The sequence below is a fragment of the Nocardioides zeicaulis genome, from assembly GCF_042432345.1.
GTDB classification, from domain to species: domain Bacteria; phylum Actinomycetota; class Actinomycetes; order Propionibacteriales; family Nocardioidaceae; genus Nocardioides; species Nocardioides zeicaulis.
In genome coordinates this window covers 613,234-627,284 of the sequence record NZ_JBHLXH010000002.1, presented here as the reverse complement: position 1 = coordinate 627,284, position 14,051 = coordinate 613,234, and the positions used below count along the sequence as shown (strand labels likewise).

Annotated in this window: 10 protein-coding genes; all 10 read left to right on the top strand. The window is 72.4% G+C overall.

Annotated elements, in window-relative coordinates:
• Nucleotides 1–14: 14 nt before the first annotated feature.
• The 10 genes from ACFFJG_RS17620 (at nucleotide 15) to ACFFJG_RS17575 (ending at nucleotide 14,038) form a co-directional block, all read left to right on the top strand.
• Nucleotides 15–1,193: an exonuclease/endonuclease/phosphatase family protein gene (locus ACFFJG_RS17620; protein ID WP_378520083.1), complete on the top strand. Its 1,179-nt coding sequence runs from the start codon at nucleotides 15–17 to the stop codon at nucleotides 1,191–1,193.
• Entirely contained in the window at nucleotides 1,193–1,609 is a 417-nt protein-coding gene (locus ACFFJG_RS17615) for a hypothetical protein (RefSeq protein ID WP_378520082.1), read from the top strand. The genes ACFFJG_RS17620 and ACFFJG_RS17615 overlap by 1 nt, the downstream gene beginning before the upstream one ends.
• 177 nt (nucleotides 1,610–1,786) lie before the next feature.
• Nucleotides 1,787–3,175 (top strand): phospholipase D-like domain-containing protein, encoded by a 1,389-nt coding sequence (locus ACFFJG_RS17610; protein ID WP_378520081.1) that lies wholly within the window; start codon nucleotides 1,787–1,789, stop codon nucleotides 3,173–3,175.
• A 1-nt stretch (nucleotide 3,176) separates the two neighbouring features.
• Entirely contained in the window at nucleotides 3,177–6,251 is a 3,075-nt protein-coding gene (locus ACFFJG_RS17605; RefSeq protein ID WP_378520080.1) for a cutinase family protein, read from the top strand.
• 60 nt (nucleotides 6,252–6,311) lie between these two features.
• On the top strand, nucleotides 6,312–7,913 hold the full coding sequence (locus ACFFJG_RS17600) for a LicD family protein (RefSeq protein ID WP_378520079.1): 1,602 nt from the start codon (nucleotides 6,312–6,314) through the stop codon (nucleotides 7,911–7,913).
• A complete protein-coding gene (locus ACFFJG_RS17595) occupies nucleotides 7,910–9,241 on the top strand; it encodes a DUF6752 domain-containing protein (protein ID WP_378520078.1) in 1,332 nt (443 codons plus the stop codon). The genes ACFFJG_RS17600 and ACFFJG_RS17595 overlap by 4 nt, the downstream gene beginning before the upstream one ends.
• Complete coding sequence (locus ACFFJG_RS17590) at nucleotides 9,238–9,447, top strand: hypothetical protein (protein ID WP_378520077.1); 210 nt, start codon at nucleotides 9,238–9,240, stop codon at nucleotides 9,445–9,447. Before ACFFJG_RS17595 ends, ACFFJG_RS17590 begins: the two co-directional genes overlap by 4 nt.
• A complete protein-coding gene (locus ACFFJG_RS17585) occupies nucleotides 9,444–10,490 on the top strand; it encodes a glycosyltransferase family 2 protein (RefSeq protein WP_378520076.1) in 1,047 nt (348 codons plus the stop codon). Before ACFFJG_RS17590 ends, ACFFJG_RS17585 begins: the two co-directional genes overlap by 4 nt.
• Nucleotides 10,487–12,757 (top strand): YfhO family protein, encoded by a 2,271-nt coding sequence (locus ACFFJG_RS17580; protein WP_378520075.1) that lies wholly within the window; start codon nucleotides 10,487–10,489, stop codon nucleotides 12,755–12,757. The genes ACFFJG_RS17585 and ACFFJG_RS17580 overlap by 4 nt, the downstream gene beginning before the upstream one ends.
• An 87-nt stretch (nucleotides 12,758–12,844) precedes the next feature.
• On the top strand, nucleotides 12,845–14,038 hold the full coding sequence (locus ACFFJG_RS17575; protein WP_378520074.1) for an acyl-CoA dehydrogenase family protein: 1,194 nt from the start codon (nucleotides 12,845–12,847) through the stop codon (nucleotides 14,036–14,038).
• Nucleotides 14,039–14,051: the final 13 nt, after the last annotated feature.

The following is a 14,051-nucleotide window of genomic DNA, read 5'->3' as shown; positions in this document are numbered from 1 at the left end:
GGATCCCCTCCTCCGTGTCCTCCCACCGCGCTGCCCCCCGCCGCGGCAAGCCGACCTCCCGTGCTGCCTCGTGGCGGCTCCTCGTGCCCGCCTCCGTGGCCACGGGGGTGATGGTGGCCTCCCTGTTCCTCCTGCCGGGCTCGGGCGACGACGTCGCCCGCGTCAGCGGCACGACGAGCCTGTCTGCTGCTGACGTCGCCGCCACCCACACCCCGCAGGCGTCCCGCGCCCAGGTGCGTCGCAAGGTCGCCGGCCTCGAGGACGTCGGCACCCGCCGGGCGCTGCCCCTCGACAACGCCGCCGCCCGCAAGGGCCACGCCGTGGTCGAGCAGCGCGAGGCGCAGGCGCGCGCCGCGGCCCGTCGCGCGAAGCGGCAGGCCGCGCTCGAGAGGAAGCGGGAGAAGCGCGAGGCCCAGCGGCTGCGTCGCGAGGCGCGCGTCGCCGCGATGTCGAAGTCCTCGAGCTTCCGCGTCGGTGCCCTCAACATCCTCGGCAGCCAGCACACGGCCGGTCCGGGCGGCTACGGCCCCGGCACCGAGCGTGCCGCGATCTCCTCGGGCATCATCATGTCGCGCGGGGTCGACGTGGTGACCCTCTCGGAGGTCCAGGACGACCAGCTCGGCGTGCTCAACGCCCGCCTCGCCGGCTACTCCATCTGGCCCCAGCAGTCGCTGGGCAACAACGGCCAGCGCCTGCAGATCGCGTGGCGCTCCTCGCGCTTCGAGATGGTCGACGGCGGGTCGGTGACCTTCACCTTCGCCAGCCAGGCCATCCCGATGCCCTACGTCCTGCTGCGCGACCTGCAGACCGGCGCCGAGTTCTGGGTGATCTCCATCCACACCTCGGCCGGCGGCCTCGAGGGCGAGCGCGACGCCGGCACGGCCGTCGCCATCTCCCTGATGCAGCGCCTCGAGGCCGAGACGGGCAAGCCGGTGATCATCGGCGGCGACGTCAACGAGCACGAGGAGTTCTTCTACAAGGTCTGCCAGGCCACGGGCTTCCTCGCCGCCAACGGCGGCGGCGCGGGCTGCACCCTGCCCCCGCCCCCGCTCCGCGTCGACTGGATCATGGGCGGCGGCGGCGGAGGCGTCGCGTTCTCCGGCTACATGCAGGACGGGTCTACGCTGGCAAGGGCCAGTGACCACTACTTCATCCACGCCGACGTGAACGTCGTGGACCCGGGGGACAACTGATGACACGCACCAGCCGCGCACCTCTGCTCGCCGGGCTCGCGCTCGCCGGGCTCGCGCTCACGGCCTGCGGCGACCAGGAGCCCGACTCCGCGGCCGAGCCGTCGCAGCAGCCGAGCAGCTCGTCCCAGAGCCCGTCTGATACCCCGTCCGACACCTCGTCTGACGAGCCCGCCGGACCGGCGTGCGCGGACGTCTGGGTGGCGGGTGCCACCCTGCCCGCGAACTACTCCGGGTGCCAGGACGACGCGAAGGGGAAGTGGGTCCAGGCGATGACCTACCGCTGCTCCTCCGGCCAGCGGCTGGTGACCTTCGGGACCACCTTCTACGCAGCCAAGGGTGAGGTCGTCAACGAGTCCGACGTACCGTTGCGTCGCAATAAGGACTTCCAGAAGATCCTGGCCTCCTGCGGGGCCTGACCCGGATCGGCCTGGACGGCCGTCGGTCACGATCCAGGCACCCACCCGGCATGGGGCTGGTGTGACTGATGTGAAAACTGAGATACAGTCGACAACCAATCGTCACGGGGAGAGCCCCGGCATGCCCTCGCGGTGGCCGGTCCACGCGCCGTGACACACACCATGTGGGGATCATCCGTGCGCAAGATCATCATGCTCGTCGCGACCGCCCTGGTCGCCGTGTCGCTCACCGGGGCCCCGGCCTCGGCGAAGGGGACGCCGGACAAGTACGTCCCGAAGGCGGGCCCCGCCTTCAACAACCCCTACGGCAAGCAGGCCGACGTGCGCCGGCTGATCAGCCAGGTCAACCGCACGGTCGACTCGGTGCCCAAGGGCGGCAAGATCCGCATCTCGGCGTGGAACGTGCGCAGTGCGGCGATCACCAACTCGCTGATCCGCGCCCACAACCGCAAGGTGAGCGTCCAGGTCGTCATGGACCGCGCGAACTGGAACCCCAACAACCCGAACGCCGACGCCGCCCGCCTCGCCGCCGCCCTCAAGGTCGGCAACAAGGGCCTCTCGCCCGAGAAGAAGAGCTTCCTCAAGCGCTGCATCGGCTCGTGCCGCGGCAAGCACGGCATCCCGCACTCCAAGTTCTTCCTCTTCAACAAGGTCAGGACCAAGAAGCACAAGCAGGTCAAGACCGTGCGCTGGGTGACGATGTTCGGCTCCTACAACGCCACCGAGCTCGGCGCCACGATCCAGTGGAACGACCTCTACACGATCAAGAACGACGAGACGCGTTACCGCAACTTCCTCGACATCTTCGACCAGATGGTCGAGGACCAGCCGGTCAAGAACGCCTACACCGGTTACGACGACGGGGTCGTCGGCACCTCGTTCTACCCCTACGTCGGCAAGCAGGCCGCGACGCCCGACCCGATCATGGACGTGCTCAACTCGGTCGCCTGCAAGGGCGCCACGACCAACAAGAACGGCACGACCCGCATCCGCATCGCGCAGACGTCGATGTACGGCGACCGCGGCCTCAAGCTCGCCCGCAAGATCGCGCAGCTGCAGCGCCAGGGCTGCAACATCCGCCTGGTCTACGCCATGTTCGGTGGCGAGGTGCTGCGCATCATGCGCGCCGCCCAGGTCCCGTTGACCCACCTCGCCTACGACAACAACGAGGACGGCCTCTACGACCGGTACGTCCACATGAAGTCGATGGCGATCAGCGGCAACGTCGGGGGCGACCCCGCCGCGCGGATCACCTGGAACGGCTCGGCGAACTGGACCTCGGTGGCGCTGGCCAGCGACGAGGTGGTCGGCGTGGTCCGCAAGAAGTGGGTCACCAACCGCTACATGCAGTGGATCGACTACATGTTCACGCACCGTCCGGCCGCGTGGGGCCCCGAGCACCCCGGCAACAGCGGCGGCGGTGACCCGACCGGTCGCGTCGTCGCCAGCGGTCTCGGCAGCTACGCCGCCCGGGCTGCTGCCACCGACCAGTACGACGCGATGGTCGAGGCCCGCGCGAAGAAGCGCGGCGTCGACCCCTACGCCCTCATCAAGGAGGAGAACTGACATGACGCAGCTGCGATCCCGGTCCCGACGATTCCCCGAGGAGTCTCGCGTCGCCGGGTTCGCACCCGCGTCGTCACGCATCGCCCGGCTGGCCTCGGTCAGCCTCGTCGCGGGCCTGCTGCTGGCTGCCAACGCCGGCCAGCAGGCCCCGACGGCCGTCGGCGGCCGGACCGCCGCCGACCTGGCCCCCGTCGCCGCCCAGGCCCGTCGCGCCGCGTCCTGCACCGACCTGCTGGTCGTCGGGATCGACGGCAACGGGCAGGGCAAGGGCAGCGCGCCCGGCCAGGTGGTCTCGGCCATCAGCTCCAAGCTGGAGAAGAAGGCAGAGGCTCAGGGCCGCACGGTCACCACCAAGCGCGTGCGGCTCAGGACGCCCGGTGCCGTCGTGGTGCTGCGCACCAAGCGCGGCGCCGCCCTGCCCGCGGTGTCGCGTCCGGGTCTCAAGCGCTGGAAGAAGCCCGTGCGCGCCGGCATCAAGGCCACCCGCAAGCAGGTCAACAGCCAGCTCTCGGCGTGCCCCGAGCAGCAGGTGGTGCTCGTCGGCTACGCCCAGGGCGCCGCGGTCGCCCACCAGGTGCTCCAGGACCTGGACAAGAAGGACGCCCTGCGCCAGGTGCCGGCGGCCGTCCTCGTCTCCGACCCGACCCGCACGCCGAAGTCGTCGGCCGGGCGCCCGCTGGGCAACCCGGGTGCCGGCCGCGCCACCGAGGGCGTGCTGACCCGTCTGACCCGGTCGGCCGGCGACGTCCCGGACCCCACCGACACCTTCCGCGTCGTCCAGGTCTGCCACCGCGGCGACCTGGTCTGCGACCCGGGCGGCAAGACCTCGGCGCGCAAGGCGCTCGGGCTGTCGCTGTCGTACGCCTCGAAGAAGTCGCGCGCCGCGATGCGGCTGGCCGCCGAGCGCGCCTTCGACCAGGTCTCCCTGTGGCCGGTCGCCGCGACCCAGCAGGTCGTGGTCGCCATCGGTGAGCAGGTCTCGACCCAGGTCGCCGTGCAGGGCGGCTCGCCGTCCGGCCAGCCCGCCCGGTTCACGCCGGTCTCCGTGCCCGCGGGCCTCACGCTGAGCGACGCAGGCCTGCTGACCGGCCGCGTCGACACCGCCGGGATCTACACCGTGTCCTTCACGGTCGCGGGCGTCTCGCCCGTCACGCCCGGGCGCAGCGGCAGCGTGCTGGTCAACGTGCGCGCTCCGTCCAGCGGCGCCGCCGCCGGCGGCCAGTCGTCGTGCGGCGTCCACGCGGACGCCACGGCCTGGTGCCAGGGCCGCAACGACTTCGGCCAGCTCGGCGACGGCACCACCACGCTGCGGATCAGCCCGGTCCAGGTCGCCGGCGCCGGGGGCTGGTCTCGCATCGCGACCGGCGGCAGCTTCACCTGCGGCGTCAAGCTCGACGGGACGCTGTGGTGCTGGGGCCTCAACAACTTCGGCCAGCTCGGCGGCGCCGACCGCGCCACCTCGCTGGTCCCGCGCCAGGTCGGCACGGGCACGACGTGGCGCGAGGTCTCGGCGTCGTGGCAGCACGCCTGCGCGACCCAGGCCGACGGCTCGGCCTGGTGCTGGGGCCAGAACCAGCGCGGCCAGCTCGGCAACGGCGCCACCGCCAACGCCAGCACCGCCCCGGTGCGGGTGGCCGGCACGCAGCAGTGGACGTCGGTCTCCGCGGGCGGCTGGCACAGCTGTGGCACCACCACGTCCGGTGCGGCCTACTGCTGGGGCGACAACGCCTTCGGCCAGGTGGGCGACGGCACCATCACCAACCGCCCCAGCCCGACCGTGGTCGGCGGCGGCCTCCAGCTGGTGCAGGTCGCCACGACGTGGGGCCGCACCTGCGGCGTCACCGCGAGCGGCCAGGCCTGGTGCTGGGGCGAGAACTCCAACGGCGAGCTCGGCAACGGCACCCGCACCAACTCCGCCAAGCCGGTCCAGGTCAGCGACCCCGGCACCTTCACCGGCGTCGGCACCGCCCTGACCGCCACCTGCGCCACGCGCAACGACGGCCAGGTGCTGTGCTGGGGCGACAACCGCTACGGCCAGCTCGGCCCGGCCGCCTCGGGCAGCGGGTCGAGCACCCCGGTCGGCTCCGGCCTGGTCTCCTCGGGCCCCGTCACCGGCGGCTGGCTGCACCTGTGCGCCGAGGGCGCCGGCTGCTGGGGCGCCAACGACGCCGGGCAGCTCGGCAACGGCACCATCGCCCCCTCGCCGATGCCGGCCGAGGCCGCGGCGCCGTGGGGACCGGGCACCACGCTGACCACCCAGCAGGTGCGGAAGTGGTCGGCGGCGAAGGTCGCGCAGACCGCGATCGCCTCGCGTCCCGGTGTCAACGCCCGCGCCCGCCGTGGCAGCACCGCGATCCAGGTGATGACCTTCAACATCCTCGGCAGCCAGCACACCGCCCCCGGCGGGGCGCGGCCGAACTTCGCCCCCGGGCGGGTCCGGGCCGAGTGGGCCAAGAACCTCATCACGCAGCGCGGCGCGACCCTGGTCGGGCTCTCCGAGCCGCAGCCCGACCAGATCACCTCGCTCGACGTGGCCACCAACGGGGACTTCTCGATCTTCCCGGGCAACACCATGGGCTACGACGCCGCGCCGCAGTCGGTGATGTGGAAGGACTCCGAGTGGGCCTACGTCTGGAGCAACACCGTCCAGATGCCGTTCATGAGGTCCTCGCGCCCGCAGGCGCTGGTGCGGCTGCGCAACAAGGCCACCGGCCAGGAGGTCTACTGGATCAACGCGCACCTGTCGCCGGGCAAGATGCAGGACGACCGCGACAAGGGCATGGAGATCATCAAGCAGGTCGTCAAGCAGCTCTCCGTCGACGGCCTGCCGGTCCTGGTGACCGGTGACCTCAACGAGCACGCCAAGGCCTTCCAGCGCATCGCCTGCCCGCTCGACATGAACGCCGCGGTGGGTGGGCGCACGAAGGGCAAGACCTGCCAGCTGCCCAAGGCGATGCGGGTCGACTGGATCTTCGGCAAGGGTGGGACGTTCGACACCACCGAGGTCAACCAGGGCGCCCAGGTGCGCCGCACGACCGACCACGCCGTGGTCTCCTCGCGCTTCTCCGTGCAGTAGTGTCCCGGCTGCCCGCCCCGCGCCACGGGGGTGGGCAGCCACTGCAGGGAGGAGTCGTGGATGCTGCCGGTCGTGCTGCGCGTCGACGACGACGGCCTCCACCTCGAGCGGGGCACCGACTGCTCCCTCGACGTCCACTTCGACGGCTGGCGCGGCTGGTCCGTCGCGGTCGAGGACAGCCCCGACCCGGTGACCGTCCCGTGGCCCAAGCGGCTCGCGGCGCGCCTCGACGGGCGGTCGCTGGTCACGGTCACCTCCGACGACGAGGAGGTCTTCCGGTCCGAGGTCTCGTTCGGCAGCGGTGAGGGCCGCGTCGAGATCGTCGACCGCTTCGGCAACCCCGTCATCATCGACAAGTGGGGGCTGACGCAGCGCGTCTTCGCCACCCGGCGCGAGTCGGGGGCGGTCGAGGCGATGACCTCCATGGCCGAGCGCGTGCTCGAGGTGATGCGGCAGGCGTGCGGGCTGGAGGGGTGGATCTCCTTCGGCACGCTGCTCGGCGCCGCCCGCTCGGGCTCGGTCATCGGCCACGACAGCGACATCGACCTCTGCTTCCTGTCCGAGAAGCAGACGCCCGCCGAGATGGCGGTGGAGATCTGGGGCGTCGCCCGCGCGCTGGTCGACGCGGGCATCTCGGTCAAGCACAAGACGGCCAGCTTCATCACCGTCGTCTACGACGCCCCCGACGGCGGCGAGGACGGCATCGACATCTACACCTGCTTCTACGTCGGCGACCTGCTCCACGAGACCGCGACGGTGCGCGAGCGCGTCCCGCGGTCGGCGATCCTGCCGCTGCGCGCGCTGGAGTTCGAGGGCCGCGACATGCCGGCCCCGGCCGACCCCGACCGGATGCTGACGGTCTCCTACGGCCCCGGGTGGCGGGTGCCGGACCCCTCGTTCCGCCACCTGCCCTCGCGCGAGGTGACCGACCGCTTCGACGGCTGGTTCGGCTCGGTGATGACCAACCGCCGCGACTGGACGCAGTTCAACGGCCAGCAGGGTGCGGCCGGGATGCAGCCGAGCTCGTTCGCCCGGTGGGTCGTCGACCGGCTCGGCGACGACGTCGAGGGCCTGCGCGTCCTCGACGTCGGCTCCGGCTCCTCGGCCGACCTGCGGCTCTACGACCGGGCCGGCTGCAAGGCGATCGGCTACGACTACGCCCACCCCGGCAAGCACGCGCTCGGCGGCAAGGAGATCGACCTCCCCGAGAGCGTCGGGCGCCGCGTGCTCAACCTGCTCGACGAGCGCGACGTGCTCACCGTGGGCGCGCTCGCGGCACGGCAGAAGGGCGACAAGGTGGTGACCGCGCGCCGGCTCCTCGAGGCCGTCCCGCCGCGCTCGCGCGCACAGCTGTGGCGCTTCGCGTCCATGGCCCTCGCCACGGGCGGTCGGGCCTACGTCGAGGGGGTCAGCCGCTCGCCCGAGCAGTGCCGCCTCGAGTCCGAGCGCACCGGCTCGCCGCGGCTGTGGCCGGTCGACCCGACCGCGGTGGAGGCCGACGTACGGGCCAGCGGAGGCCGCGTGGTGCACCGCGAGGGCTTCGCTGCCGCCGCCCGGGCCAGCCGCACAGGCAGCCCGGCACGGTGGCGGATGATGGTCGAGTACCCCGACCGGGCCCCGGTCGGCGCGGCACAGGCTCAGGAGGATCGGACGCACCGATGACGCAGGTCGTACATCTCCACGTGGGTGGCCCCAAGTCGGGCACCACGTTCGTCCAGCAGGTGCTGGAGCACAACGCCGAGGCGCTGGCCCGGGCCGGCGTCCTCGTCGTGGGACCGCGCCTGGACCTCATCCACGCCGCCATGGCCGTGCGCGGCGACCCGCGCCTGGCCGACCTCCCCGAGAGCGCCGCAGCGGCCTGGGAGCGGGTCGTGGCCCAGGTGCGCGCGTGGGAGGGCCGCAGCGCGGTGGTCAGCTACGAGCTCTTCGCCAACGCCTCGGCCGAGCAGGCGCGAGCAGCGCTCGCGGACCTCGACGGCATCGAGGTGCACGTCGTGGTCACCGCGCGCGACCTCGGCAAGGCCATCGCGTCGTCGTGGCAGGAGCAGCTGAAGTTCGGCGTCACCCGCCCGCTCGAGCAGTGGTCGCCGCCGCAGGAGTCGGCCGAGGGCAGCGAGTGGGGCTGGCGCACCATGCAGCCGGCCAACGTTGCCGCCCGCTGGGGGGCCGACCTGCCCGCCGACCGCGTGCACGTGGTGACGGTGCCCTCGCGCTCCGCCGGCACCGACGAGCTCTGGCACCGCTTCGCCGCGGCCACGGGGCTCACCGACGTGCCCGACCTCGACCTCGCGGTCGAGCGCGCCAACGAGTCGCTCGGGGTGGTCGAGGCCGAGCTGCTGCGGCGGGTCAACGTCGCCCTCGACGGCCGCATCACCGGCGGCCGGCAGAAGTCGCTGTGGCTGCGCGACCTGCTCGCGCACACCGTCCTGGCCCCGATCGGGCGCGAGCCGATCGGGTTGACGCCGGCCCACGCCGAGGAGGCCACCGCCGAGGCCGGCCGGGCCGTCGAGGCGATCACCGCCGCGGGCTACCAGGTCCACGGCGACCTCGACGACCTGCGTCCGGGCCCGGCCGCGGGCCGGCTCCCCGGCGAGGTCGGCGACGAGGAGGTCGCCGGGTCGGCGGCGCTCGCGCTCGCCGACCTGCTCGTGTGGGCACGGGAGGCCGGGGCCGACGTACGCACGCCGCTCGACGCCTCCGGGGCAGCGCACCCGGCGCAGGGGGGTGTCGACGACGGACGGGCCGCCCGGCTGCGCCGCGTGGTCGCCGGCACCCTGCACCGGGCCACCGCACCTGTGCGCGACCGGCGGGTGGCGCAGCTGGAGCAGCGCGTCGTCGAGCTCGAGGCCCAGGTCGAGGCAGCGCGTGCGCTGCACCTCCGGGTCGCCACCCTCTCCGACGTCGTCGCCGAGCTGCTGCTGCCGGCGGCCCAGCAGGACGAGGAGATCACCATGCAGGCGCTGCGGACCTACCGGGACCGGTCGCTGTGAGCGCGCGCGAGCGCGTCGCGGAACGGGTCCGCGCCGTCACCGGGCTGGCCGGCACCCCCGGCCTGGAGGCCCGGATCACCTCCCTCGAGGTCGCGGTGCGGGAGAACGCCGACCTCGCGGTGCCGCTGACCGCGCTGGTCGGGGGCCTCGAGCGCGACGTGGCCGAGGTGCTGGCGCGGCGCCACGGCCGGGGGATGGGAGCATGAGCGCCATGCCGACCGGACCCGCCGCCCCCGACGAGGACGAGCACGTCGAGCTCTCCGTGGTCGTGCCCTGCTACAACGAGGAGGAGTCGCTGCCGCGCCTGGTCGAGGTGCTGACCCAGGAGCTCTCGGCGCTGACGCCGCACTTCGAGGTGATCCTCGTCGACGACGGCAGCCGCGACCGCACCCTGCCGATGCTGCGCGAGGTGCACCGCGACCACCCGCGCTTCCGCTACCTCTCGCTGAGCCGCAACTTCGGCAAGGAGTCGGCGATGCTGGCCGGGCTGAGCAACGCGCGGGGCGAGAAGGTCGCCATCCTGGACGCCGACCTCCAGCACCCCCCGACGCTGCTCGCGCAGATGCTGCCGCTGCTGGAGTCGGGGGAGTACTCCCAGGTGGTGGCCCGCCGCACCCGCGCGGGCGACCCCGCCGTGCGCACGGCCCTGTCGCGGCTCTACTACCGCCTGATGAACCGCCTGGTCGACGTCGAGCTCCAGGACGGCGTCGGCGACTTCCGGGTCCTCGACCGCCGCGCGGTGCGGGCGCTGCTGACGCTCGGCGAGACCAACCGGTTCTCCAAGGGCCTCTTCGCCTGGATCGGCTTCCCGACCGCGGTCGTCGACTACGAGAACGTCTCCCGCGAGGCCGGCGCCACCAAGTGGAGCATCCGCAACCTCTTCAACTACGGCATCGACGGCGTGGTGTCCTTCAACTACCGCCCGCTGCGGATGTCGATCTGGTTCGGCATCCTGGCCACCGTCGTCGCGGTGGCCTACGCGCTGTGGGTGGTGCTGGAGGCGGTCTGGCACGGCAACAGCGTCCCCGGCTACGTCACCACGATCTGCGCGGTGACCGCCTTCGGCGGCGTGCAGCTCATCGTGCTCGGCGTGATCGGGGAGTACCTCGGACGCATCTACGCCGAGACCAAGCAGCGCCCGCTGTTCCTGCTCAAGGAGAGCAGCGAGTCCGACGTGCCCGTCACCGCCGCGCTCGGCCGGGAGCACGAGGCGCTCAACGACGTCACCGAACGGAGCGAGCACGCGTGAGCGACCCCACCCCCCCGCGCACCCGCACCGACCGGAGGGGGCCGCGTCGGGCGCCGCTCAGGTCGGGATGGGCGTGGGCCCTGCTCGTCGTGGTCGTCACGGCCGTCTACACCGCGGTCCCGTACGCCATCACCGGCTGGTTCTACCAGCGCGGCGACACCGCCGCGCAGTTCGCCCCGACCTGGTGGCACTTCGGCGAGATGCTGCGCTCCGGCCAGTGGCCGCTGTGGCTCGACCCGGAGTCGTGGGCGGGCGGCAACTACGTCGGCGAGGCGCTCTTCGGCACCTACAACCCGCTCAACGTCCTCGTCTGGCTCGCGGTCAACCTCGGCCCGGACCTCGCGGTGTCGACGTACCTCGTCAAGGCGACGGTGATGGTGCTGCTCGCCCTGGGCACCTACCACCTCGCCCGCGAGTACGACGCCGTCCCCGCGGCGGCCGCGGCGGTGGCGGTGGCGCTGCCGTTCTCCGGCTTCACGCTCTTCTGGGACGCCGGCTCGTGGCCGTCGGGGCTGATGTCCTTCGCCTACGCGCCCTGGGTCTGGCTCACCTTCCGCCGGGCGCTGCGCGGCGTCGGCAGCCCGTTCTGGGCGTTCCTCGCCGGTGTGCTCGCGGTGCTCAACGGCAACCCCTACGGCACCTTGGCGGTCATCGTGGTCGGCGCCGCCCTGCTCGTCGAGGGCGTCGTGCAGCGCAGCTGGGGCGGTGTCCTGAGGATCGCGCTCGTCGGCGTCGCGGTGGCCGCGTTCCTCCCGCTGGTCTACCTCCCGCTGCTGGAGTCCTCCGACCTGGCCGTGCGCTCGACCGGTGCGCTCTTCGAGAACAGCGGCAAGCTCCGCCCCGCGGCCGGTGACCTCCTCGCCGCGAGCTCGCCGCTCCACACGCCGCCGATCCGGGCGATCACCGGCCCGATGATGGTGCCGGCCACCTTCCTGGCGTGGTTCGTGCTGCCGCTCCTGCCGTGGCTGCGCTACGACGTGCTGCGCCGTCGCTCGCGCGAGATGGTCGGCCTCGGCCTCGTCACGGTGGCCTACCTCGCCCTCACCCTCGGCCCGAGCAAGCTGTGGCTGTTCCGCTGGCCGCTGCGCGTCATCGAGTACTTCTACCTCGGCGTCATGGTCGTCTTCGCGGTCCTGCTCAGCCAGGGCCTGGCCCGCTCGACCATGCGCCCGCGCCTGGTCGTGACCGCCCTCGTCGTCGTCGCGCTCGGCTGGATGACCTGGTCGCAGGACCCCGAGGCGCTGCGCCGTGCCGCGCTCGGCACCGCCGTCGTCGCCGCGCTGACCGTCGTGGCGCTCGCCGCCCACCTCGTCCTGCGCCGCACCGCGCTCGTCGCCCTCGTGGCGATGGGCGGCGTCGGCGCCGTCCTCGCCCTGCAGGTCGGCGTCTACGGCGAGAACGCCAGCTCGCGGCTGTGGCACGTGCCGAGCGACGTCGCGGCGCTGCAGGCGAGCTTCTCCGACCACACCGGCCGGGTGATGCAGTTCGCCGACCTCAAGCCGCTGCAGAACAAGGGCCAGACCCGCAAGCTGGAGCAGCAGTGGCAGGGTGCGTTCCTGCCCGGCAGCATGTACCACCCCGCAGGCGTGCAGGCGGTGAACAACTACACCGGCATGGGCTTCGTGCCCTTCACCCGCACGTTCTGCATGGAGTACGACGGCCTCACCCAGCCCTGCGGCTACCGCAACCTCTGGAAGGCCGGCGGCTCCGGCCAGCCGCCGCTCGCGGACCTGATGAAGCTCGACACGGTCGTGGTGCAGCCCGACATCGCCGCGGGCGTCCAGCCCGGTGAGGGCTGGTCGGTGGACTCCCAGGACGACCGGATGGTCCTGCTGCGCCACGACGGCGAGCAGCCGTGGGCAGGGTCCGAGCTGTCGTGGGCCTCCGACGGCGTCGAGGTGGCCTCGGCGCGCACCCGCAGCGACCTCCACGAGAGCGTCGACGTCACCTCGGCCACCGACGGCGGACAGCTCGTGTTCTCCATGCTGGCGTGGCCCGGCTGGTCCGCCGAGCTCGACGGGCGTGCGCTGACGACCGGGCGCACCGACGCCGGCCTGCTCACCGTGAGCCTCCCGCAGGGGGCCAGCGGCACCGTCGACCTCACCTACCGCCCGCCCGGCCTGGCCCTCGGCCTGGTGGGCGCCGGGGCGGGCACCCTGCTCGGTGCGGGCCTGCTGCTCTGGGGCCTGCGCGAGCGCAGGCAGCGCCGCCGCGAGCGCGACGCGGAGCGGCGGGACGAGGCCGACCTGGAGCCCCGCACGGTGTGACATCAGTCTCCGCCGTCGCCCCTGCCATGCCGTAGTACCGCTCACTAGACTCCGAGCGATCCGCACCGCGAGCGCAAGGAGCCCTGCATGCCCCGCCTCTGCCAGACCGACGGCCTCTCCGAGGACCAGACCGAGATCCTCAAGGCCGTGCGGCAGTTCGTGGACGAGCAGATCATCCCGGTCGCGCAGGAGCTCGAGCACGCCGACGAGTACCCCCAGGAGATCATCGACGGGCTCAAGGAGCTGGGCGTCTTCGGCCTGACGATCCCCGAGGAGTTCGGCGGGCTCGGCGAGTCGCTGCTCACCTACGCGCTCGTGGTCGAGGAGATCGCCCGCGGCTGGATGAGCGTCTCGGGGGTCATCAACACCCACTTCATCGTCGCCTACATGCTCGTCCAGCACGGCACGGAGGAGCAGAAGCAGAAGTACCTCCCCCGGATGGCGACCGGCGAGGTGCGCGGCGCGTTCTCGATGTCCGAGCCGGGCCTGGGCTCCGACGTCTCGGCCGTGTCCACCAGGGCCACCCGGCAGGACGACGGCTCGTACTCCATCACCGGGCAGAAGATGTGGCTGACCAACGGCGCCACCTCCACGCTCGTCGCGGTGCTCACGAAGACCGACGAGGGTGCCGACTCGGTCTACAAGAACATGACGACGTTCCTGGTCGAGAAGGAGGCCGGGTTCGGCGAGACCGCGCAGGGCGTCACCGTCCCCGGCAAGATCGAGAAGATGGGCTACAAGGGCGTCGAGACGACCGAGCTCATCCTCGAGGGGCACCGGATCGGCGCCGACCAGGTGCTGGGCGGCGAGCCCGGCAGGGGCTTCTTCCAGATGATGGACGGCGTCGAGGTCGGCCGGGTCAACGTCGCCGCCCGCGCGTGCGGCCTCGCGTGGCGCGGGTTCGAGCTGGGCATCGCCTACGCCCAGCAGCGCAAGACCTTCGGCAAGGCCATCGCCGAGCACCAGGCCGTGCTGTTCCGCCTCGCGGAGATGGCCACCAAGGTCGAGGTCGCCCACACGATGATGGTCAAGGCCGCGCGGCTCAAGGACACCGGCCAGCGGATGGACGTCGAGGCCGGCATGGCCAAGATGGTCGCCAGCGAGTACGCCAACGAGGTCGTCGAGGACTCCTTCCGCATCCACGGCGGCTACGGCTACTCCAAGGAGTACGAGATCGAGCGGCTGATGCGCGAGGTGAAGTTCATGCTGATCGGCGAGGGCACCTCCGACATCCAGAAGATGATCATCGGGCGCAGCCTGCTCAAGGACTACCGCCTCTGAGCCACCTCGTCCG